This is a genomic window from Micromonospora sp. ATLC16 (assembly GCF_057196645.1).
On sequence record NZ_JBXUOW010000050.1, the window covers coordinates 17,234 to 39,458 of the forward strand.

General features: G+C 70.7%; 19 protein-coding genes and 1 pseudogene. 17 read left to right on the forward strand and 3 right to left on the reverse strand.

Translation table 11 applies throughout. From position 1 onward, the window contains the following. The first annotated feature begins 9 nt into the window (after nt 1-9). The 12 genes from trpS to AC2CHE_RS19645 all read left to right on the forward strand — a co-directional run bounded on the left by trpS (nt 10) and on the right by AC2CHE_RS19645 (nt 12,782). Nucleotides 10-1,035, forward strand: a complete 1,026-nt coding sequence (trpS, locus tag AC2CHE_RS19590) for a tryptophan--tRNA ligase (RefSeq protein WP_484506346.1) — start codon at nt 10-12, stop codon at nt 1,033-1,035. A 36-nt stretch (nt 1,036-1,071) separates the two neighbouring features. Further along, nucleotides 1,072-1,641, forward strand: a complete 570-nt coding sequence (locus AC2CHE_RS19595) for a 2'-5' RNA ligase family protein (RefSeq protein WP_484506347.1) — start codon at nt 1,072-1,074, stop codon at nt 1,639-1,641. A 63-nt stretch (nt 1,642-1,704) separates the two neighbouring features. After that, nucleotides 1,705-2,628, forward strand: a complete 924-nt coding sequence (locus tag AC2CHE_RS19600) for a YihY/virulence factor BrkB family protein (protein WP_484506348.1) — start codon at nt 1,705-1,707, stop codon at nt 2,626-2,628. 73 nt (nt 2,629-2,701) lie between these two features. Further along, nucleotides 2,702-3,139: a hypothetical protein gene (locus tag AC2CHE_RS19605; RefSeq protein ID WP_484506349.1), complete on the forward strand. Its 438-nt coding sequence runs from the start codon at nt 2,702-2,704 to the stop codon at nt 3,137-3,139. Between the two features lie 159 nt (nt 3,140-3,298). Further along, nucleotides 3,299-3,640: a hypothetical protein gene (locus AC2CHE_RS19610; RefSeq protein ID WP_093408563.1), complete on the forward strand. Its 342-nt coding sequence runs from the start codon at nt 3,299-3,301 to the stop codon at nt 3,638-3,640. A 276-nt stretch (nt 3,641-3,916) separates the two neighbouring features. After that, entirely contained in the window at nt 3,917-4,981 is a 1,065-nt protein-coding gene (locus tag AC2CHE_RS19615) for a BMP family lipoprotein (RefSeq protein WP_484506359.1), read from the forward strand. Nucleotides 4,982-5,235: 254 nt separating this feature from the next. Beyond that, nucleotides 5,236-6,873 (forward strand): ABC transporter ATP-binding protein, encoded by a 1,638-nt coding sequence (locus AC2CHE_RS19620; RefSeq protein ID WP_484506360.1) that lies wholly within the window; start codon nt 5,236-5,238, stop codon nt 6,871-6,873. A gap of 61 nt (nt 6,874-6,934) precedes the next feature. Then, complete coding sequence (locus AC2CHE_RS19625; RefSeq protein WP_484506350.1) at nt 6,935-8,260, forward strand: ABC transporter permease; 1,326 nt, start codon at nt 6,935-6,937, stop codon at nt 8,258-8,260. A 3-nt stretch (nt 8,261-8,263) separates the two neighbouring features. Then, nucleotides 8,264-9,544, forward strand: a complete 1,281-nt coding sequence (locus AC2CHE_RS19630) for an ABC transporter permease (protein WP_484506351.1) — start codon at nt 8,264-8,266, stop codon at nt 9,542-9,544. A gap of 233 nt (nt 9,545-9,777) precedes the next feature. Then, entirely contained in the window at nt 9,778-10,482 is a 705-nt protein-coding gene (locus AC2CHE_RS19635) for a cytidine deaminase (RefSeq protein WP_484506352.1), read from the forward strand. Between the two features lie 232 nt (nt 10,483-10,714). After that, nucleotides 10,715-11,995 (forward strand): thymidine phosphorylase, encoded by a 1,281-nt coding sequence (locus tag AC2CHE_RS19640; protein ID WP_484506353.1) that lies wholly within the window; start codon nt 10,715-10,717, stop codon nt 11,993-11,995. Between the two features lie 106 nt (nt 11,996-12,101). Continuing rightward, nucleotides 12,102-12,782 (forward strand): DUF4272 domain-containing protein, encoded by a 681-nt coding sequence (locus tag AC2CHE_RS19645; RefSeq protein WP_484506354.1) that lies wholly within the window; start codon nt 12,102-12,104, stop codon nt 12,780-12,782. Here AC2CHE_RS19645 and AC2CHE_RS19650 read toward each other — a convergent pair whose 3' ends face one another. Continuing rightward, on the reverse strand, nt 12,783-13,658 hold the full coding sequence (locus AC2CHE_RS19650) for a putative RNA methyltransferase (protein WP_484506361.1): 876 nt from the start codon (nt 13,656-13,658) through the stop codon (nt 12,783-12,785). Nucleotides 13,659-13,802: 144 nt separating this feature from the next. Between AC2CHE_RS19650 and AC2CHE_RS19655 the strand changes: the two genes are divergently transcribed. Next, the gene (locus AC2CHE_RS19655; protein WP_484506355.1) at nt 13,803-14,882 is read left to right on the forward strand and encodes an adenosine deaminase; all 1,080 of its coding nucleotides are present in this window, start codon (nt 13,803-13,805) and stop codon (nt 14,880-14,882) included. Nucleotides 14,883-14,900: 18 nt separating this feature from the next. Here the strand turns inward: AC2CHE_RS19655 and AC2CHE_RS19660 are convergent, their stop codons facing one another. Beyond that, nucleotides 14,901-15,245, reverse strand: coding sequence for a hypothetical protein (locus AC2CHE_RS19660; protein ID WP_484506356.1), 345 nt, complete (start codon nt 15,243-15,245; stop codon nt 14,901-14,903). A gap of 461 nt (nt 15,246-15,706) precedes the next feature. Here AC2CHE_RS19660 and AC2CHE_RS19665 point away from each other — a divergent pair, with 461 nt between their 5' ends. From AC2CHE_RS19665 to AC2CHE_RS19680, 4 genes are all read left to right on the forward strand, one after another. Next, on the forward strand, nt 15,707-19,171 hold the full coding sequence (locus tag AC2CHE_RS19665; RefSeq protein WP_484506357.1) for a sensor histidine kinase: 3,465 nt from the start codon (nt 15,707-15,709) through the stop codon (nt 19,169-19,171). Continuing rightward, nucleotides 19,168-19,572: a roadblock/LC7 domain-containing protein gene (locus tag AC2CHE_RS19670; RefSeq protein WP_073839925.1), complete on the forward strand. Its 405-nt coding sequence runs from the start codon at nt 19,168-19,170 to the stop codon at nt 19,570-19,572. The genes AC2CHE_RS19665 and AC2CHE_RS19670 overlap by 4 nt, the downstream gene beginning before the upstream one ends. Nucleotides 19,573-19,672: 100 nt before the next feature. After that, nucleotides 19,673-20,050: a DUF742 domain-containing protein gene (locus AC2CHE_RS19675; RefSeq protein WP_484506358.1), complete on the forward strand. Its 378-nt coding sequence runs from the start codon at nt 19,673-19,675 to the stop codon at nt 20,048-20,050. 1 nt (nt 20,051) lies between these two features. After that, the gene (locus AC2CHE_RS19680) at nt 20,052-20,645 is read left to right on the forward strand and encodes a GTP-binding protein (protein WP_357506139.1); all 594 of its coding nucleotides are present in this window, start codon (nt 20,052-20,054) and stop codon (nt 20,643-20,645) included. 310 nt (nt 20,646-20,955) lie between these two features. Here the strand turns inward: AC2CHE_RS19680 and AC2CHE_RS19685 are convergent. Continuing rightward, a pseudogene (locus AC2CHE_RS19685) lies at nt 20,956-22,225 on the reverse strand (transposase); the annotation flags it as partial.

Genomic DNA, 22,225 nt, shown 5'->3' on the forward strand with positions numbered 1-22,225 from the left:
ATTGCCGGCATGTCCGACGTTCCCGTCCGCCCTCGCGTCTTCTCCGGCATCCAGCCGACCGCCGACTCGTTCCATCTCGGCAACTACCTCGGCGCGGTGCGGCACTGGGTGGCGTTGCAGGAGTCGCACGACGCGTTCTACTGCGTGGTCGACCTGCACGCCATCACCGCCGGGCACGATCCGAAGGTGCTGCACCAGCGTTCCCGGGTGGCCGCCGCGCAGCTCCTCGCGGTCGGCCTGGATCCGGAACGCTGCACCCTGTTCGTGCAGTCCCAGGTGCCCGAGCACGCCCAGCTGGCGTGGGTGCTCGGCTGCCTCACCGGGTTCGGCGAGGCCAGCCGGATGACCCAGTTCAAGGACAAGTCGCAGAAGCAGGGCAACGAGCGGTCCAGCGTCGGCCTGTTCACCTACCCGATCCTGCAGGCCGCCGACATCCTGCTCTACCAGGCCAACGCCGTGCCGGTCGGTGAGGACCAGCGCCAGCACCTGGAACTTTCCCGGGACCTGGCGCAGCGGTTCAACTCGCTGTTCGGCCGGACCTTCACGGTTCCGGCGCCGCACATCGTCAAGGCCACCGCGAAGATCACCGATCTGCAGGACCCGACCGCCAAGATGTCGAAGTCGTCCTCGTCGCCGGGCGGTATCGTCGACCTGCTCGAAGACCCGGCGCGTTCGGCGAAGAAGATCCGGTCGGCGGTCACCGACACCGGCCGGGAGATCGTCTTCGACGAGGCCACCAAGCCGGGCATCGCCAACCTGCTCACCATCTTCTCGGCGCTGGGCGGGCGGGGCATCGACGACCTGGTGGCGGCGTACGACGGCAAGGGCTACGGCGACCTGAAGAAGGATCTCGCCGAGGTGGTACGGGACTTCGTCAGCCCCATCCAGCAGCGCACCCGTGCCTACCTCGACGATCCCGCCCAGCTGGACAAGCTCCTCGCCACCGGCGCGGAGAAGGCCCGGGCGGTGGCAATGCCGACGCTGCGTACCGCGTACGAGCGGCTGGGTTTCTTTCCACCGGTTCGCGGCGAGTGACCGCCCGATTGACGGCGGCGGTACGGGCAGGGGTCGATGGCCGGAGGGGTGGCGCGCAGCGTGGATCAGGGGACCGGAGCGCCGACGGTCGGTGACCGCGTCCAGATCGGCATCGCGGTCGACATTCCGGAGCCGTGGGGCAGCCTGCTGACCCGGCGTCGGCTGGAGGCCGGTGACCCGAACGCGGTACCGGCCCACGTCACCCTGCTCGGGCCCACCGAGATCCCGGTGGCCGCGTTGCCCGCCGTGGAGCGGCACCTCGCCCGGGTCGCCGCCGCTCACCTGCCGTTTGGCCTGCACCTACGCGGCACCGGCACCTTCCGGCCGGTGACCCAGGTGGTGTTCGTGACGGTCGCCGCCGGGATCAGCGAGTGCGAACTGCTCGCCGCCGCGATCAATGCCGCCCCGCAGCTACGCCGGGAGCTCAGGTTTCCCTACCATCCGCATGTGACGATCGCTCACGACGTCGCGCCGGAGGCGCTGGACAAGGCGTACGAGGACCTGGCGGACTTTTCCGCGATGTTCGAGGTGGACCATTTCACGCTCTTCTCGCACAGCGAACAGGCGAGGTGGCAGCCACGCCGGGATTTTCGGCTTGGCGGCTGACCGTCCGGCCGGCACGTCGGGCACCTCTGCCGCGGCGACGACGCATCGGGTGAGGATGACGACGTGAACGTTCTGGGTCGGGTCGAGGCGGTCGTCGACCGCCGGCTGACCGCCGCGCGCCGCCACTCCCCGGCCTTCGGTCACCTGTGGCGCGCCGGGGTGCTGTACACCGATCTCCAGGGCGGCCGGTTGGCCGCTGCCATCGCCTACTACGGCTTCTTCGCGGTCTTCGCGCTGGCCCTGGTCGCGTACGCGATCTTCGGCGCGATCCTGGAGGACAACGACGAGGTGAGCGCGGCGGCGGCGGAGTTCCTCGGCGAGAACCTGCCGTTTCTCGACCCGGTCCAGGTCGCCGAAAGCAGCGGCACCGCCGGGGTGGTCGGTCTGTTGATCCTGGTGTTGACCGGGATCGGGTGGGTGGAGGCGATCCGTTCCTCGCAGCGACTGATCCACGGGCTCAACCAGCACCCGGGCAACCTGGTCGTACGTCGCCTGGTCGACCTGGGTGTGCTGGTGGTCGTCTTCGTGCTCCTCGGCCTCTCGGTGGCGGCGGTGGACGCGTTGGAGACGCTGCTGCGGTTCCTGCTGCGCAGCACCGGCTCGTTCACGCTCACCACGGTCAGTGCGCTGCTCAGCGTGCTGGTCAACGCGGTACTGGCCACGCTGCTGCTGGTCGCGGTCCCTCGGGTGCGGATGAGCCGGTCCCGGCTGCGGCCGGTGGTGCTGATCGTCGCGGTCGGCATCACCCTGCTCAACACCGTCGGCCGGTTCTGGGTGGGCCGGGTCGAACACAACCCGGCGTACACGGTGGTGGCCACCGCAGTCGGGCTGCTGGTCTACCTCTACCTGCTCAACCAACTGGTGCTCTTCGGCGCCGCGCTGGCCGCGACGAGCCGGCGTGGGCGGACGGTGGACCTGGCCGGTCGGCACCCGGCTGTCGACCTTGACGTGGACACCGATCCCGGGGCACCGGGTGGGGCGGGTTGAGCCGCTGTTCCCGCCGGTCGCACGTTCCGCCGAACCCACCCCCACCTGCTCGGACACCGACGATGATGGGCTCGTGGGGGCACTCGTGACGTTGGACCTGCCGGCCGACTCGCCGATGTTGGAGCTGCCGTGGATCATCACGTTCGGTCCGCTCAGTGACGTCGACGAGTGGGAGCCGGTGGTGTGCGGCCCGTACGAGCGACCGCACGCGCTGGCGTTGGCCGAGGCGGTGGTCGCCGAGGAACAGCTGATGGCGGTGGTGGAACCGCTGGTGCCGGCGGTGTCGCTGGAGCAGATCCGGGGCGAGATCGCCGCCGCGCAACTCGCCGCGCAGGACGAGGTGGCACGGGTGGACCAGGCGGACCTCTACGGCGACTACGAGGACACCATCGACGAGGAGGAGCTGGAGGCGGCCGAGCACGACCGCGCCGCCGGCCCGCTGCCGGCGCCGGACGTGGTCGAACTGCGCGCCGGGTTCGCCCGGATCGCGGCCCGGCTCGCCAGCGGCTGACCCGTCGAGACGAGCGGCGTGCCGTACCCGTCGATCACCACCGCTGTGTCGCTGATGTCGACCACGCGGGTCAGCACGGTGCCACCGGGCTGGTGCTGGTGGCGGATCCGCCGAGATGCCTCTACTACGAACGGTCGTTGATAGGGCAGGATGGGTCGGATGGAAGCGCTTCGACTCATCCTCCTCTACGTCCATCTGATCGGCTTCGCGTTGCTGCTCGGCGGCGCGATCGCCCAATATCTCACTGGCAAGATCCGGATCAACGCCGCCATGCTGTGGGGTTCGGTGATCCAACTGCTGACCGGCATCGGCCTGAGCGCGCCGCTGCGTGACGGCGACGAGCCGGCACCCGCGAAGCTTGTGACAAAGCTGGTGCTCGCCCTGTTGATCTTCGTAATGGTTTTCTTCTCCCGCAAGCGGGCTGAGGTCAACCGGGGGCACTTCCTCGCCATCGTGGGATTGACCCTGGCCAACGCGGCCGTGGCGGTCTTCTGGCGATAGCCGGAGACCACCGGCTCCACCGGGAAAAACGGGCTTTTCCGGAGCGAAGGCGCCCGCCTGCCGGCACCCTGAGTGATGTGCCCCGTCCAAGCATTACGTAGGGGTAACAGGGCTCCAACAGTCCTGCACGATCGTCGGTCGGCAGGTGGGCGCGGGCGTACGCTCTGCTCCCGTAACGTGGGACGCCGGCGGCAAGGCGCAGGCCGGCTCAAGGGCTGCCACCGCGTACCCCGCGGTGTGCAATGGGAAGGAGACGTCTTGCGCTCGGTGCGTGGGATGCGGATCGCCTCGATCATCGCGGCGGGTGGGCTCGTGCTGAGCGCCGCCGCCTGTGGCGAGGCTCCGGATGAGGACAACAACGCCGGCTCCGGCGGCGAGGCGTACACCGCCTGTATGGTCACCGACGTCGGCGGCATCGACGACAAGTCGTTCAACGCCTCCGCCTGGCAGGGCCTGGAGGACGCCAAGGCGGAGAACGACAACATCGAGATCAAGAACACCAGCTCCCGGGCCGAGGCGGACTACGAGCCGAACCTCACCGCGTACGTCAACCAGGACTGCGACTTCGTCCTGGCGGTCGGCGGCCTGATGGGCGAGGCCACCAAGAAGATCGCCGAGGCGAACCCGGACCAGCAGTTCGGCATCGTCGACGCCGACCCGGGGGTGGCCAACGTCTACCCGATGCAGTTCGACACCGCGCAGGCCGGCTTCCTCGCCGGCTACGTCGCCGCCGGCATGAGCGAGAGCGGCAAGGTGGGCACCTACGGCGGCCTGAAGATCCCGCCGGTGACCATCTTCATGGACGGCTACGCCGACGGGGTCGCCTACTACAACGAGGCCAAGGGCAAGGACGTCCAGGTCCTCGGCTGGAACAAGGAGACCCAGAACGGCTCCTTCACCAACGACTTCGTCAAGCAGGACGAGGGCAAGAAGGTCAGCGACGCGCTTGTCGCCCAGGGCGCGGACATCATCATGCCGGTGGCCGGCGGCGCCGGCCTCGGCACCACCGGCGCGGCGCAGGCCTCCGGCGGCAAGTACAACACCATCTGGGTGGACGTCGACGGTTGCGAGAGCACCCCGAACTGCCCGGCGATCATCACCACCGTGGTGAAGAACATCCCGGGTGCGGTCAAGGAGGCCGTGCTCAAGGCCGCCGGTGGCGAGCAGCTTCAGGCGGACCCGGGCTTCATCGGCACCCTGGCCAACGACGGCGTCTCGATCGCTCCTTACCACGAGTTCGACGACAAGGTTCCGGCCGAGCTGAAGGCCGAGGTCGACAAGCTGAAGGCGGACATCGCCGCCGGCACCGTCAAGGTCGAGTCGGCCGCCCAGCCGAAGTGACCCGTCGCCGGCCGCCCCCGGTGAGACGATCACCGGGGGCGGCCGGCGAGCAGAGCCACACCTGATCCGGCCGCTGCGGCGCGGGGGAGACCCGCCGTGCCGCAGCGGCCGGTCCGCGCCACCGGTCCGGCCGACGCCGGGCCCGTTCGCCAGCAGCTACGCTGCACCATCGCTTCGCACTCCAGGAGGTTGCGCTGAGACTCGAACTGCGCGGCATCACCAAGCGGTTCGGTGATCTGGTCGCCAACGACCACATCGACCTGACGGTGGAGCCTGGAGAGATCCACGCCCTGCTCGGCGAGAACGGCGCGGGCAAGTCGACCCTGATGAACGTGCTGTACGGGCTCTACCAGCCCGACGAGGGCGAGATCCTGGTCGACGGCAAGCCGCTGCGGCTGCGCGGCCCCTCCGACGCGATCGCGGCCGGCATCGGCATGGTGCACCAGCACTTCATGCTGGTGCCCGTCTTCACCGTCACCGAGAACATCATGCTCGGCGCCGAGCAGGTGCGCGGCGGCATCGCCGGCTTCCTGGACCGGCGCCGTGCCCGGCGCGAGGTCGCCGAGGTTTCCGAGCGGTACAACCTGCGGGTCGACCCGGACGCGGTGATCGAGGACCTGCCGGTCGGCGTCCAGCAGCGGGTGGAGATCGTCAAGGCGCTCACCCGGGACGTCGACCTGCTCATCCTGGACGAGCCCACCGCCGTGCTCACCCCGCAGGAGACCGAGGAACTGCTCACCGTGATGGGGTCGCTCAAGGCCGCCGGCAAGTCGATCGTCTTCATCACTCACAAACTCGGCGAGGTCAAGGCGATCGCCGACCGGATCACGGTGATCCGGCGCGGGAAGACCGTGGGTACGGCCTCGCCCGAGGCCAGCCGGGACGAGCTGGCCGCGCTGATGGTCGGCCGCACCGTCCGGCTCACCGTGGACAAGGCCCCGGCCACCCCGGGCGGGCCGGTCCTGGAACTCTCCGGCCTGGTGGTCGACGACGACCGTCAGGTGCGGGCGGTGGACGGCGTCGACCTGACCGTACGCGCGGGCGAGGTGCTCGGTGTCGCGGGAGTGCAGGGCAACGGACAGACCGAGCTGATCGAAGCGATCATGGGTCTGCGTCCGGTGCTCGCCGGCACGATCACCCTGGACGGGCAGCGGATCGACGGCTGGTCAACCAAGAAGGTGCTCGGGGCGGGCGTCGGGTACGTACCGGAGGATCGCAGCGTCGACGGCCTGGTCAAGGAGTTCACGGTCGCCGAGAACCTGGTTCTGGACATGTACGACCGGCCGCCCTTCGGCCGGGGCCTGTCGCTGCGGCCGGACGAGATCAACAGGTCGGCCCGGGAACGGATCGAGCAGTTCGACGTACGTACCTCGTCGCCCGATGCGCCGGTCGGCACCCTCTCCGGCGGCAACCAGCAGAAGGTGATCGTCGCCCGGGAACTCGCCCGGCAGCTGACGCTGTTCATCGCCGCCCAGCCGACCCGGGGGGTGGACGTCGGCTCGATCGAGTTCATCCACAGCCGGGTCGTCCGCGAGCGCGACGCCGGCACCGCCGTGCTGGTGGTCTCCAGCGAACTCGACGAGGTGATCGGGCTGGCCGACCGGATCGCGGTCATGTACCGCGGACGGATCATCGGCGTGGTCGGCCCGGACACCCCCCGCGAGGAGATCGGCCTGCTGATGGCCGGCATCACCCCGGACGCCACGGGTGGCTCGCCCGCGGACGGATCCGCGCCGACCGCGACCACCGACCCGGACGTGGTGGCCATCACCGACGCGGACGTCGTGTCCGACGCGGGCACCTCGGCGACCACCGACCGGGACGTTCCGGCCACCACCGACGGCGTGGTGTCGGCCGAGGGGCCAGGCAGCGAAGACGAGAAGGACCGATGAGCGAGCGAACCATCAGGCGCGGCGGCCCTGCGGCGGCACGGAGCGGAGCGGAGTTGCCGGCATGAGTGACCCCAACGCCCAGCCGGGTTCTCCGGACAAGGAACCGGCGACCGAGGACCAGGCCACCCACACCGCGCGCGGCAACACCGAACGCGCCGAGGCGGCCACCACACCCGGTGAGCCCGGGCAGCGTCCCACGCTGGGGCGGCTCTTCCTGGAGAACCTGTGGGCCGCCAACACCTTCACGGTGACCCTGCTCTCGCTGGTGCTGGCGATGGTGGTCGGCGCCGTCCTGATGATCATCTCCGACCCGGAGGTGCTGGCCACCTACAGCTACATCACCGCCCGCCCCTCGGACGCGATGAACGCCAGTTGGACGCTGGTCAGCGAGGCGTACGCGAACCTGTTCAAGGGCTCGGTCTTCGACCCGGCCGCGAGCACCTTCAACGCGGCGTTGAGCCCCATCTCGGAGACGCTCACCTACACCGCGCCGCTGGTCTTCACCGGTCTGTCGGTGGCGCTGGCCTTCCGCGGCGGCCTGTTCAACATCGGCGCGCAGGGGCAGGCGACGATGGGCGTCATCCTGGCCGCGCTGGCCGGCTTCCTGCTGCCGCTGCCGCCCGGGCTGCACCTGCTGGTCGCCGTCCTGGCCGGCGCGCTCGGCGGGGCCATCTGGGGGTTCATCCCGGGCATCCTCAAGGCGCGGACCGGCGCCCACGAGGTGATCAACACGATCATGCTCAACTACATCGCGGTCTACTTCCTCACCTGGCTGATCGTCCAGAGCGGGGTGCAGGACCCGAACCGTACCGACGCGATCAGCCGGCCGGTGGACGCCTCCGCGCAACTGCCGCGACTCTTCGGTGACGGGCTGCGCGCCCACGCCGGCATCATCCTGGCCGTGCTGGCCACCTGGGCGGTCGCCTGGCTGCTCAACCGCTCCACGCTCGGCTTCGAACTGCGCGCGGTGGGTGCCAACCCGGACGCCGCCCGTACCGCCGGCATCAGCGTCACCCGGACGTACGTCCTGATCATGGTCTTCGCCGGGGCGCTGGCCGGTCTCGGCGGCTCGCAGATGGTGCTCGGCACCACCGCCTCGGCCCTGACCCCCCTGGTGGTCGCCCAGATCGGCTTCGACGGCATCCTGGTCGCCCTGCTCGGCCGGGTGAAACCGTGGGGGGTTGCGCTGGCCGCGCTGCTGTTCGGTGCGTTGCAGGCCGGCGGCAACCGGATGCAGTCGTACTCGGGCATCTCGCTGGAGCTGGTCACCGTGCTCCAGGCACTGATCGTCATCTTCATCGCCGCGCCGGCACTGGTAAAGGCGATCTTCCAGCTCCGGGCCGCGCGGGCCGCCCGGTTGCAGACGAGCCTCGCGAAGGGCTGGTGAGGCATGTCCACCACGGCTGTTCCCGACGTCGCGGTCGCGTCGGCCAACGAGGGCTTCTGGACCCGTAACCGCAAGGTCGGCCTGGTGCTGGTGGCCCTGGGCCTGCTGGCCACCGTGCTGTTCGGCGCGCTCGCCACCGGCGAGCAGGCCCGCTTCACGCTCAGCGAGGACGCCGCAGGGGCCGCGTTGGAGGTCAACGGCACCGTCGGTGCGATCGTCTTCGGCCTGATCGCGCTCGCCGCCGGCGGCGCGATGCTCACCGGGCTGCCGAAGCGCTGGTTTGTGCCGGTGCTCGCCGTCGGCCTGGTCGCCTTCGTGCTGTCGTTCCTGTGTTGGCAGGTCTCCGCCGCGCCGACCGGTCAGAACTTCATGCCGCTTGTCAACATCGTGCGGGGCACCTTCCTGCTCGCCCTGCCGCTGATCTTCGGCTCGCTGGCGGGCGTGCTCTGTGAGCGCTCCGGCGTGGTGAACGTCGCCATCGAGGGGCAACTGCTGATGGGCGCCTTCAGCGGCGCGCTCTTCGGCAGCATCTCCGGCAGCGTCTGGGTGGGACTCGCCGCCGCAGCCATCGGCGGCTCGCTCCTCTCGCTGCTGCTCGCCGTGTTCAGCATTCGTTACCTGGTCGACCAGGTGGTCATGGGCATCGTGCTGAACCTGCTGGCGGTCGGCATCACCGGCTTCCTCTACGAGCGGCTGATGCAGACAGACGCCGCCCGTTACAACAGCGCGCCGCGCTTCGGCAGATGGGAGATCCCGCTGCTGTCGGACATCCCGCTGCTCGGGCCGGCGTTGTTCCGCGGCAACATCTTCCTCTACCTGGCCCTGCTCCTGGTGCTCGTGATCCACATCGCGCTGTTTCGGACCCGGTGGGGCCTGCGGACCCGGTCGGTCGGTGAGCACCCCACGGCGGCCGACACCCTGGGTGTGCGGGTGCTGGGACTCCGCTACCGCAACGTGATCATGGCCGGTGCCGTCGCCGGCATCGGCGGTGCCTCCTACACCCTGGCGCTCTTCTCGTTCACCAAGAACATGATCGGCGGCAAGGGCTTCATCGCCCTGGCGGCGCTGATCTTCGGTCGGTGGAGCCCGACCGGCGCGCTGCTCGCCGCGCTCTTCTTCGGCTTCGCCGACCAGTTGGCCACCTACCTCGGCGCGATCAACAGCGTGATTCCGGGCCAGTTCCTGGCCATGCTGCCCTACCTGGCGACGATCCTGGCCGTGGCCGGGCTGGTCGGTCGGGTACGGGCACCGGCCGCCGACGGCAAGCCGTACATCAAGGGCTGACCCGTGCTCTCACCCCTCGACGAGGTCGTCGAGTGCCGCCGTACATGATCCACGCAACTTCCCTGATGTTGCTGCCTCGGCCGCAGTTGAGGCAGCAACATCCCTGGAACTGTGGGGTTCGTGCTGAGGGCTGAGCCTTGCTTTCCGGGCATTGCGGGTCAGGTCGGGTCGGTGCCACTGCGGTGGGCGATGGCGCGTTGAAGCTGGTCAGAGGGCTACGGCAGAATGTCGGGATGAGTGAGATCGACTGGGAGCGGCTGCGGGCGGCCGCCACCGAGGTGATGCGGCACGCGTACGTGCCGTACTCGAAGTTTCCGGTCGGTGCCGCGGCGCTGGTCGACGACGGCCGGGTCGTGGTCGGCTGCAACGTCGAGAACGCCGCGTACGGCGTGACGCTCTGCGCCGAGTGCGGGGTCGTCTCCTCACTGCACGCCACGGGCGGCGGCCGGATCGTCGCGCTGTCCTGCGTCGACGCCACCGGCGAGCCGCTGATGCCGTGCGGACGCTGCCGGCAGTTGCTCTGGGAGCAGGGCGGGCCGGAGTGCCTCGTGGAGGCCAGGGGCGGTCCGCTCCGGATGGCCGAACTGCTGCCGCACGCCTTCGACGTGGCCGACATCGAGGCGGTCACCGGGGAGCGGCCGGTGCCGGTGGTACCCGACCGGTTGGCCGCCTGGCGCGGCCGGGGCACCGTCTTCGTGCACCCCGACCTGTCGGACGGCCAGCAGGTCTGGACGGCCTACTGGGAACGCTCGGCCGGTGACGACGCGGGCGCCGAGACCGGGGTGCTGGAGGAGGGTCCGAGCTGGGACGACCCGGCGGAGGCGATCGGCTGGGGGCTGGCGCGTACGCCTCGGGTGGTGGTGGTCGACGCGTCCGGCACGATCTTCTGGGCCGGTGAGGGCGAGCCGCCGTCGGAGATCCCGGTTCGCTGGGGTTGAGCTTGTCGTTGGTTGCGGTTGGGGCCGGGGGCGACGGTACGTCCGCGGTTGCGGTTGGGGCCGGGGGCCTGCCGTACCCGGCTCCGGGCGGTCAGGCTTGATCCCTCCGCCGGGCACGGCAGGCCCCCGGCCCGTCGTGGTCAGCGGTCGTGCGTTGGTCACGGCACGGTGGTCCCTCGGCGATGCGGTGCACATATCCGGTGATGCCGGACGACTAAGGAAAGATCTTCTGATGAGTGGGTTTGCGGCGGTTGATGTTATTCGGGTCAAGCGGGACGGGGGGGTGCTGTCGGACGGGCAGATCGACTGGGTGGTGGATGCGTACACCCGGGGGGTGGTGGCCGACGAGCAGATGTCGGCGCTGGCCATGGCGATCCTGCTGAACGGGATGACCGGTCCGGAGATCGCCCGCTGGACGGCCGCGATGATCGCCAGTGGCGAGCGGCTCGATCTCTCCTCGGTGGCCCGGCCGACCGTCGACAAGCACTCGACGGGCGGGGTCGGTGACAAGATCACTCTGCCGCTCACCCCGCTGGTCGCCGCCGGTGGAGCCGCGGTGCCGCAGCTTTCCGGACGCGGGCTCGGCCACACCGGCGGCACGCTGGACAAGCTGGAGTCGATCCCGGGCTGGCGGGCGGCGCTGAGCAACGAGGAGTTCACCGCCCAACTACGTGACGTCGGCGCGGTGATCTGCGCGGCCGGCTCCGGGCTCGCCCCGGCCGACCGCAAGCTGTACGCGCTGCGTGACGTGACCGGCACCGTCGAGGCCATTCCGCTGATCGCCAGCTCCATCATGAGCAAGAAGATCGCCGAGGGAACCGGGGCGCTGGTGCTCGACGTCAAGGTGGGTTCCGGCGCGTTCATGAAGTCGGTCGACGACGCCCGGGAGCTGGCCCGGACCATGGTGGAGTTGGGTGGCGCGCACGGGGTGAAGACCGTTGCCCTGCTCACCGACATGTCCACCCCGCTCGGCCGGGCGATCGGCAACGGCATCGAGGTGACCGAGTCGGTGGAGGTGCTCGCCGGTGGCGGGCCGGCCGACGTGGTGGAGCTGACCCTGGCGCTGGCCCGGGAGATGCTCGACGCGGCCGGGCTGCCCGATGCCGACCCCGCTGCGGCTCTGCGCGACGGGCGGGCGATGGACGCCTGGCGGTCGATGATCCGGGCGCAGGGCGGGGACCCGGACGCTCCGATGCCCGAGGCACCCGAGGTCGAGGTGGTCCGCGCCGACACGCACGGTCACGTCGCGGCGGTCGACGCGTACGCCATGGGGGTGGCCGCGTGGCGGCTCGGTGCGGGTCGGGCGCGCAAGGAGGATCCGGTGAGCGTGCCGGCCGGCGTGCTGCTGCACAAGCGCCCCGGCGACCCGGTACGCGTCGGGGAACCCCTCTACGAGCTGCGCGCCGAACGGGCGGAGCTGATCCCGGCGGCGTTGGCGGAGGCCGCCCCGGCGGTGACCGTCGCCGCCCGGCCACCCGCCGCGGTGCCGCTGGTGATCGAACGCGTCGAGTGACGAAACCCCGGTCCCGGCCATGGTGTCGGAGCGTGAGGGCCGCTATTCTCGCAGGCCAGGGGGGACCGTCGGCACCGAGACATCGTGATCAGACAGGGATGTTGCCGTGATCGTGCCTGCCCCCGACCCCCGCGAGGTGCGTGAGGCGAGCCTGGACGAGCTGTCCCGGATGCGGCTGCCGTTGCCCCCGCCGCAGTTTCCGCTGGTCTGGGAGCCGGGCGACGACATCGAGCTGCGGCCGACGGCGGAGATCGAGGCGCGGATCGCGGTGCTGCACCTGATCCTGGCCCGGTGCTTCGGCATGCCGCCCGAGGCCGCGATGAGTTGGCTGCTCGCCTCGCACCTGGTGGAGATGGTCACTCCGCCGGAGTTCCAGTTCGTCACCGGGGCCAAGGGCGATCACCGCTCCTTCGTGCTGCACCACGACGCCCTGTTCGCGCTGGCCTGGGTGCTCGGCCTGGCCAAACAACTGGATCCCACCATGCCGGCCGACGACCGGCTGGTGGAGCGGCTGCCGCACATCGTCGAGGGGGAGACCTTCCGGCAGTGGCGGTCCCGGATCCTGGCCGCGCCGCAGCATCCGGCGGACGCGGCTGCGCTGCTCGACCTGCACTACTGCCTGGACTGGTCGTACCTGGAGGTGAGCCGCGCCGGCCGGAGCCTGCCGGGGCTGGTGGACGCCAACGCGATCGGTCAGCGGCGGTGGGCGCTGGAGTGGGCGGTGATCCTGCGCGGGCCGTACCACGACGCGCCCCCGGGCTGGGAAGAGGTCGACCTCTCCACGTAGCTAGGGGCGGTACGTCCCCAGCCGCACCGCGACGGTCACCCGGACCGGCTCGCCGAGGGTACGGATCCGGGCGGCCAGGCCCTCCGGATCGGTGTGCCAGGCGCTCGGACCCATGCCGACCAGGGTGGCGATCTCCGGGCCGGAGAGCGTCAGCTCCCGCCGGTGCCCGGTCGTCGACTCCTCGGTGAAGTGTCCGGCCAGGCTGGCAGCCACCCGGTCCGCCTTGGCCGGGTCGACCCGCAGCAGGCCGAGTGCGGCGACCAGTTCGGTGAGGTGGTCGGCGGCCGGGGTCACCACCAGCAGTCGCCCGCCCGGGGCGAGTACCCGGCGGAACTCGGCGCCGTTCCGGGGCGCGAAGACGTTCAGCAGCAGCGCCGTCGAGGCGTCCGTCAGCGGGAGTCGCTGCCAGGTGTCGGCCAGCGCGGCGGTGACCCGTGGGTGGGCGCGGGCGGCCCGACGCAGCGCCGGTTTGGAGATGTCCAGCGCGAGACCGACGGCCGCGGGCACGGCCGCCAGCACCGCGGCGAGGTGCCGGCCGGTACCCGCGCCCGCATCCACCACCAGCGGGTACGCGTCGGGGCCGGCCACGAGGGCGGTGTCGGCGGCGGAGAGGGCGGTGTCGGCGGCGGCGGCGAGGGCGGTGGAAATGACGTCGTAGTGACCGGCGGACAGGAAGTCCGTCCGGGCGGTGACCATCTCGGTGGTGTCACCGTTGTGCGGGGCGCGGCCGGTGAGCAGGTTGACGTAGCCCTGCCGGGCGATGTCGAAGCTGTGTCGGCGCGGGCACCGCAACGCCCGGGATCCACCGGTGACGACCTCGGCGAGCGGGTCCTGGCAAACGGGGCACCGCAGCCGCGCCACGACGTGGGAATGCATCACGGCTGTCTCACGCATCGAGTCTAGGGCGTGCGTCGGAGCCTGCCTGGCCGACGGAGGGCCTCGACACATGACCTGCGCAGGCACCCGGCCGGACGGGCGGACTAGGGTCGGAAGCATGGGCTGTGAGCGGGGCGAGGGGCAATGAGCACGGATATCGGGTACGAGGACATCGTCAAGGCGCCGAAGGCGTTGTTACACGATCACCTGGACGGCGGCCTGCGCCCCGCGACGATCGTCGACCTGGCCACGGAAATCGGCCATGAACTGCCCACCACCGATTCGGCGGAACTGGGGCGCTGGTTCGTGGCGGCGGCCGACTCCGGCTCCCTGGAGCGCTACCTGGAGACCTTCGCGCACACCGTCGCCGTGATGCAGACCGCTCCCGCACTACGTCGGGTGGCCCGGGAGTGTGCCCTCGACCTGGCCGCCGACGGGGTGGTCTACGCCGAGGTCCGGTTCGCCCCGGAGCAGCACCTGGAGCAGGACCTGAACCTCGACGAGGTGGTCGAGGCGGTGCTGGCCGGCTTCGTGGAGGGCAGCACGCTCGCGGCCGAGGCCGGCACGCCGATCCGGGTGGGCACGCTGCTCACCGCGATGCGGCACGCGGCTCGTTCGCAGGAGATCGCCGAGTTGGCCGTACGGCACCGCGACCGTGGTGTGGTGGGCTTCGACATCGCCGGTGCGGAGGCGGGTTTTCCACCCACCCGGCACCTGGACGCCTTCGAATACCTCCAGCGGGAGAACTTCCACTTCACCATTCATGCCGGTGAGGCGTTCGGGCTGCCCTCCATCTGGCAGGCGATCCAGTGGTGCGGCGCCGACCGCCTCGGCCACGGAGTCCGCATCGTCGACGACATCACCCCCGGCCCGCAGGCCCAGCTCGGCCGGCTGGCCGCGTACGTGCGGGACAAGCGGATCCCGCTGGAGTTGTGCCCGTCATCGAACGTGCAGACCGGTGCCGCCGCGTCCATCGCGGAGCATCCGATCGGGCTGCTGCGGGATCTGCGTTTCCGGGTGACCGTCAACACCGACAACCGGTTGATGAGCGGCACCTCGATGTCCCGGGAAATGGCGCTGCTGGTCGACGCGTTCGGCCACGGCTGGCGCGAGCTTCAGTGGTTCACGATCAATGCGATGAAGTCCGCCTTCATCCCCTTCGACGAGCGGCTACGGATCATCGACGAGGTGATCAAGCCGGCGTACGCGAAGCTGCTCGGCTGACCGACGTCCGGTCGGCGGTCAGCCGATCTGCGGCGGGTGACCGGCGGCGAGCAGACCGGCCACCCGGCGCAGCACGTCCCGGCCACGGGCGGCCTCCGCACCGAGGCCGGTCTGTCGACGCAGCACGGCCGGCTCCGCGCGCAGCAGTGCCAGGCCGCGCAGCAGCAGCACCCGGGGGCCCTTGCGCTGCTCGGCGAGATCCCGGGCGATCCGACGGAGGAAGGTCGCGCTGCGCGGCCGACGCAGGGCGTACGCCCCGGCGAGAAGACCGCGTCGCCGGCACTCCCCGACGATCTCGGCGGCGAAGATCCCTTCGGCTACGAAAAGTGGCGAAGTGGCCAGCTCGAAGCGCCGAGTGGCCACCCGTCGATCCTCATTGATGGCATACACCGGCACGTCGGCCCGGCCGTGTCGGACCAATTGGTCGATAACCTCCACCGCTGCCTCGGCGTCCCACGAATCGGGCGACTCCCAGTCGATCTGACCGTTCCGTCTCGGTAACGTTGGGTCATCGCCATCCTTGTAGAAATCGTCCAAACAGAGCACTGGCAGCCCGGTTCGCTGCGCTATATACGACTTTCCGGATCCGGAAGGGCCGGCCAGGAGGACGACTCGGTGCGGGTTGCTCATTACTAGAAGTAACTCCGAACAGACGGACCGCGATCAAATTGCATCAACATCTCATCACACCTCCGGCTGCGGCCAACCTGGGCTTTCTCTTTCCGTGGCGGCGTGATGGAATCTCGGATGGTCCGACCCGCCGGGTCGGCTGCTGGGCGTTGTCCGGGGGGCAACGCGGACGCTGCAATCACGAGGGCGGTGACGTGAGCAAACGGCCGAAGACGGCAGGTTCTCTCCTGTCGCGTCTACGCCGGCCGGCAGGTCGGCTCCGCGACATGCCGATCTGGTCCAAGCTCGGTCTCATCATGATCGTGCCGACCATCGCCACGGTCGTCGTGGGTACCAGCGGTCTAATCGACCACCTGGACGCGCTCGACGACGCCAACCGGGCCGGTGACCTCGCCGAACTCATCAGTCACTCCGGTGGCCTGGTGGACGGACTGCAGGACGAGCGGACCGCGGCGGTGCTGCTGCTGGGCCTGGATCCGGAGAAGGCCACTGCCGCGCAGAAGAAGGCGGCGGGCACCCGCTACAACGAGGTCTCGTCGCGGGTGAACGAGGCGACGGCTCCGTACTCGCAGCAGCGGTCCGACCTCAGCGACCTGCCCGGCAGCCTGAACGGGCTGCTTCAGCAGATCGATGAGGACCTCGGTGATCTGCCCGGCACCCGCAGCCAGGTGTTGAACGGCAAGTTCCGGATCACCGACGCGATCCAGTCCTACGACGAGCTGATCAATCAGCTGCTCACCGTTCGCGACTCGGCCAGCCAGCTCGCCGGTGACAACGACCTGAGCGACCGGATGCGGGCCGCGGCCGCGGTGGCCCGGGAGAAGGAGTGGCTCTCCGTCCGCCGGGTGGTCGTGCACCGGGCGCTGATCCTGGGCGGCATGAGCTCGACCCTGCGGACCGACTACATCTCCAGCGAGACCGGTCAGCAGCAGGCGCAGCAGAGTTTCGACGCGGTGGCCACCGAGGCGGAGGCCGAGTTTCACGCCCAGACCATCGGCGGTGGTGACCGCCGACAGGCGACGATCTACATCAGCCAAGTCAACGCCGACAACTCGCAGAATCTCGCCGGCATCTCGTTCACTCCTAAGCAGTGGGACGAGGCGCTGGTCGCCAACGGACAACTGATCCGCTCGGTCGAGTCGAAGTTCGACTCCGACGTGGTGGAGCAGGCCGGCGAGCTGCGATCCGAGGTGCAGCGCACGGTGTTCCTGGAGACCGGCCTGCTGCTCACGATGCTGCTGCTGGCCATCTTCCTGGCGTTCCTGGTGGCCCGTTCGATGGCCCGCTCGCTGCGTGAGCTGCGTCAGGGTGCGCTCTCCATCGCCCAGTACGGGCTGCCCCAGGCCGTGGCCCGACTGCGTGACCCGCAGGTCACCGGCCAGCTCTCGCCGGTGCAGCTGGCCAACCAGATCGCCGAGCCGCTGCCGGTACGCAGCAAGGACGAGTTCGGCCAGGTGACCGAGGCGTTCAACGCGGTCCACCTGGAGGCGGTCCGTACCGCGGCCGAGCAGGCCGCGCTGCGGTCGTCGGTCGCGACGATGTTCGTCAACCTGGCCCGCCGGTCGCAGATCCTGGTCGACCGGCTGATCGGCCACCTCGACCGGCTGGAACGCGGCGAGGAGGACCCGGACCGGTTGGCGGAGCTGTTCCAGCTGGACCACCTCGCCACCCGAATGCGCCGCAACGACGAGAACCTGCTGGTCCTCGCCGGTGCCGACTCGACCCGCGTGCAGCGCGAGCCGGCTGCATTGATCGACGTGCTGCGTGCCGCCCAGTCCGAGGTCGAGCACTACACCCGGATCGAGTTCGGGGTGATCGACCGGGACATCGAGGTCGCCGCGCACGCGGTCAACGATCTCGTCCACCTCGTCGCCGAGCTGTTCGACAACGCGACCGCCTTCTCGCCGCCCGACTCCCAGGTGCTGGTGGAGGCTCGCCGGGTCGGCGACCGTGCCTCGCTGTACGTCGAGGACCGGGGCATCGGCATCAGCGGCGAGCAGCTGGTTGAGCTGAACGAGCGACTGGCCACGCCACCGCAGGTGGACGTCGCCGTCTCTCGGATGATGGGCCTGGTCGTGGTCGCCCGCCTGGCCTCCCGGCACACGGTCAAGGTGGAGCTGCGGCCCGGTGGCGACCGGGGCACCGTCGCCGAGGTCACGCTGCCGCCCACCGTGCTGGTGCCTCGGGCGCTGTCCGGCCGTGGCCAGCAGCCTCCCGCACTGCCGGCCGCCGCTGGCCCGTCCTCCGGGCCGACCCCGGCGTTCGGTGCGCTGGCCGCGTTCGGCAACGGCGCGCACCCACCGGCCGCGCGCGCTCCGGGCAGCTCGGGTAACCAGGTGACTCTCGGCGGTCGGCCCTTCGACCCGGCCAGCCGTAACGGCTCCGGGACGCCGACCACCGTGGGCGGCGGCGGCAACCTGCCCGCCTGGTCGGACCTGACCGGTGTCAGCGGCATCAGCAACGGCAACGGCAACGGCAACGGCAACGGCTTCGCGCCGCTCACCTCGAACGGTCACCCGATCGATCCGCTGCCGCAGCGCCGGTCCACCGACGAGCCGAGCGATCAGCCGCCGGCCATCCCGCGTCAGCTGCCGAGCAGCCCCGAGACCGGCCCGTACGCCCCGCCGGTGCCCCCGGTGTCGTCGCCCCCGGTCTCCGGCATGCCGTACTCGGCCCCGCCGGTCTCGGCGGCCCCGGTCTCCGGTCACCCCGTGTCGGCCTCGCCCGTCTCCGGCTCACCCGTCTCGACGCCGCCCGGCGGCCAGCTGCCGCAGCGGCCCGTCTCGGCGCCCAACGCGGGTGGGCGATCGGCACCCCCGGCCTGGCCGCCGGTCGCCGGAGAACCCGCCGCCCCGCCCGTGCCCGAGCGGCTGGCCGCCGCCCTGGACATGACCACCGAACTGCCTCGGGTGCAGCGTCAGACCCCGGCAGCGCGACCCGCTCCCGCGCAGCACCAGCCGACCGCTCCCACGCCACCGCAGGCCCAGAACCGGCAGCGGTACGCCGACGAGACGATGGAACTGCCGATCTTCCGGGAGCTGGAGTCGGCGTGGTTCCGTACCCGTCGGCCGGGCCCGGAGGAGTCGGCGGGGGCGCGGCAGTCCGCCGCGGCCGCCGCGACGACCCAGCAGCTCTCCAGGGTCGACATCGTCAATCGGTCGGTCCAGCAGCAGACCCAGACCGGGACGACAGGTAACGCACCGATGGCACCAAAGACTCCGACGGGGGCGGGCGCGTCCGGCGGGAACGGCGCGGCAGCGAGTAGGCCCCGGCCCGACGCTGCCGACAACGCGCCCCCGCACCGCCCGACAACGCAGGAGAACAGCTGGCAGACCGCGGCCGACGATGGTTGGCGGGCGGCCAGTGCCGCCAGCCAGGCGCCGGCGGCCGGCACCACCGAGACGGGGCTGCCGAAGCGTACGCCGATGGCACAGCTCGTGCCGGGGGCGGTGGAGAAGCCCACCACCTCGGTGCAGCGTCGTAACCCGGAATCGGTACGCGGTCTGCTCTCCGCCTACCACCGGGGTGTCCAACGGGGACGTAGTCACCCCTCGGACAGCAACCCGACCGGCCCGGACGGAACTCCGGGCGGGCAGCAATCCTCGCAGTCTGGCTCTGGCCCGGTGGCCGGGAGCGGGCAGAAGGAGCAAGAACGATGACTAGTACGCAGGATCTCGGTTGGCTGCTGGCCAACTTCGCCGATCGGGTGCCCGGTGTCGCGCATGCGGTCGCCGTCTCCGCGGACGGCCTGCTCCTGGCGTCGTCCCGAGACCTACCCCGGGACCGGGCGGACCAGCTGGCGGCGATCGCCTCCGGCCTGGTCAGCCTGACCCAGGGCGCGGCCCGTTGCTTCGAGGGCGGCGCCGTGCTGCAGACCGTGGTCGAGATGGACAATGGCTTCCTGTTCCTGATGTCGATTTCCGACGGCTCGTCGTTCGCGGTACTCGCCGCGCGTAGTAGCGACGTGGGACAGGTCGGTTACGAAATGGCCCTGCTCGTTGACCGGGTGGGCGACGCCCTGACCCCGCAGCCGCGTACGGCTGTGGGGATGATGGGCTGATCGTCGCGCCGGCCGGTGGGGGCAGGCGGGGCGACAACATTGCATACGACGGGTTGCACCGGTCCAACCGGTGCCGGGTACGAAGGAGGTGAGCGGCAACATGGCTGATCGTGACGAGCCGACCGGTGCGCTGGTCCGTCCATACGCCGTGACCCGCGGTCGTACCCGTCCCCGCCTCGACATCGCCCTGGAGGCGCTGGTCGAGACGACGGTGCGCGGTCGGGCCACTGCCACTGGCAATGGTGGCCAAGGCCGCGAGCACCAGTACATCGCCGCGCTGTGTGACGGACGCGTGCAGTCGCTCGCGGAGATCGCGGCGCGGATGCAGCTTCCGCTCGGCGTGGCCCGGGTGCTCATCGCCGACATGGCGACGGACGGCCTGGTCGCGGTCCACGAGCCGACCATCCTGGACGACTCGGACGACGCGGTGGGCACTGAATTGCTGGAGAGGGTGCTGAGTGGACTTCGCAGGCTCTGACATGTCGCACCGGCCGCCGGCCCCGAGCGGGCGAGTGACGTCGGCGAAGATCGTTATCGCTGGTGGATTCGGCGTCGGCAAGACGACGCTGGTCGGCTCGGTCTCGGAGATCACGCCGCTGACCACCGAGGCCATCATGACCTCCGCCGGGGTCGGCGTCGACGACAACCGGCAGGTGCCGGGTAAGACGACGACCACGGTGGCCATGGACTTCGGCCGTATCTCGATCGATCGTGACCTGATCCTGTACCTGTTCGGTACGCCGGGTCAGACCCGTTTCTGGTTCATGTGGGATGAGCTGGTGCGGGGAGCGATCGGTGCGGTCGTGCTGGTGGACACCCGCCGGTTGGCCGACTGCTTCGCGGCGATCGACTTCTTCGAGCACCGGCGGCTGCCGTACCTGGTGGCCATCAACTGCTTCGACGGGATGCAGTACCACGATCCGCAGGACGTCCGGGAGGCGCTCGCCATCTCCAGCGACGTGCCGGTGGTGGCCTGCGACGCCCGGAACCGGGAGTCGACGAAGCACGTACTGATCTCGCTGGTCGAGTACGTGCTGACCATGCGTCGCTCCCGGGCCGTCGCGCCCGCCTGACGCTCGGCGTCAAGCGTCCGGTGACGGCCTCCGTCGTCACCGGACGCTGGTTGGCGTGCGTGGTGCCTCCCGGGCACCCACCGCCCTCAGCTGAGCCGGTTCCAGGCACCGCCGTCGACGCGGTACACACCGAGGGAGTGGCGGCCCACATGCCGATGTGCCGGAGCTTCTGCGCCACCCCGATGACCGGCACGGAGGTCTCTGCCAGGGTGGTGCCGAGCAGGGCGTGCACGTCGTCTTATCCGGGTGTGGGCAGAAAACACGCAGGTGAATGGGCTTGGAGCAGCCCACCGGTGGCACTGCGGCGCAGTCAGGAGCGGTAGCCGGCGGAGCGGTACTCGTACTCCCGGTCGTCGTCGCGGTCGCCGGTGTCGCGGCTGAAGTCCCAGCCGCCGGCCGATTCCCGCCCGGGACGACCACCGACCGCGAACCCACCGATCTCCTGCCCCCGACGCCAGCCGCGGAAGTATCCGGTGGTGTTCTCGGCCAGGCTGGCGGCGTCGCGCACTATCCGCAGCGGACGCTCCTCCCGTAGGGGAGAGCCGGGCACCAGGTTGGCTTGCGGTACGCGCTTGGGCAGCCCCGCGTTCGTCTCGGAACCAACTGCGGGACGGGCCGCCTGCTCGGCGGCCTGCCAGCCGGTGTCGGCCATGGTCGACCAGTCCAGGTCGGCCTCTTCGCCGTGCCCGACGAACCAGGCGGAACGGGCCTGCGCGAAGATCAGCAGATCTCCGTCGCCCTCGTCGGAGACCGGCGGCGGCCGGTGCTCGACCGGCGGTTCCGCCGCACGGCGGGCCGGTGGGAGGTCCAACCGCTCCGCACCCCGGTTGCCGCGTTCGGCGCCGCTGCGGTCGACGAGCCGTAGCGGCGGCGTCTCCGGTGGCGGCTGGGCCCCGTTGCGCAGCGCCCGGTCGGCCAGCGGCGGCGGCTCGACCAGGCGCAGCACGGGCGGCTCCGGCGGCAGGTCGTCGGCGAGCCACGGCGGGGTGACCCGGCGGTCTGCATCGTGGTCGGTGGGTGGCTCGGGGGCAGCGCGCCGACCACGGTCGTCGTACGAACCGACGACCGGGTTGCGGGGGGAGGTGTCGGCCGGGTTCTCCGGGTTGTTGACGAGTGGCCAGTTCGAGCGGGCTCCCGGGGGCGCGGTCTTCTCCTGCTCGGGACGGGGCGCCGGCACCGGGACGCTGAGGTCGGTGGCGCTGAATCCGCCGGTCGGTGTCGGTGGTTCGCCGTTCGTCTTCGGCCGGGGCGGGATGACGGTGCGCTGACGCTCGGCGCGGGCGTTGTTGATCGCCGCCGTGGTCAGGGTCGGCCGGAACGGCTCGCCCGCTTCGGCGGGCGGGATCGGACCGCGCTGCGTCGGTGCGATCGGCGTGATGCCGGGCGGCGGTGGCGGCGGCGCGGAGACCGGCCGGTTGGTGGGGCCGTCCACCCAGGACGGCTGCGACTCGGTCCGTGGCGGCGAGGCGGCTACGGCGGCCGGCGTCACCGGCGCGGGCGCGACCGGTGGGGGAGTCATCGGCGCGGGCGCCACCGGCGGTGGGCCGAGTGGGCGTGGGGAGGCCGGCTGGGCGTGGCCC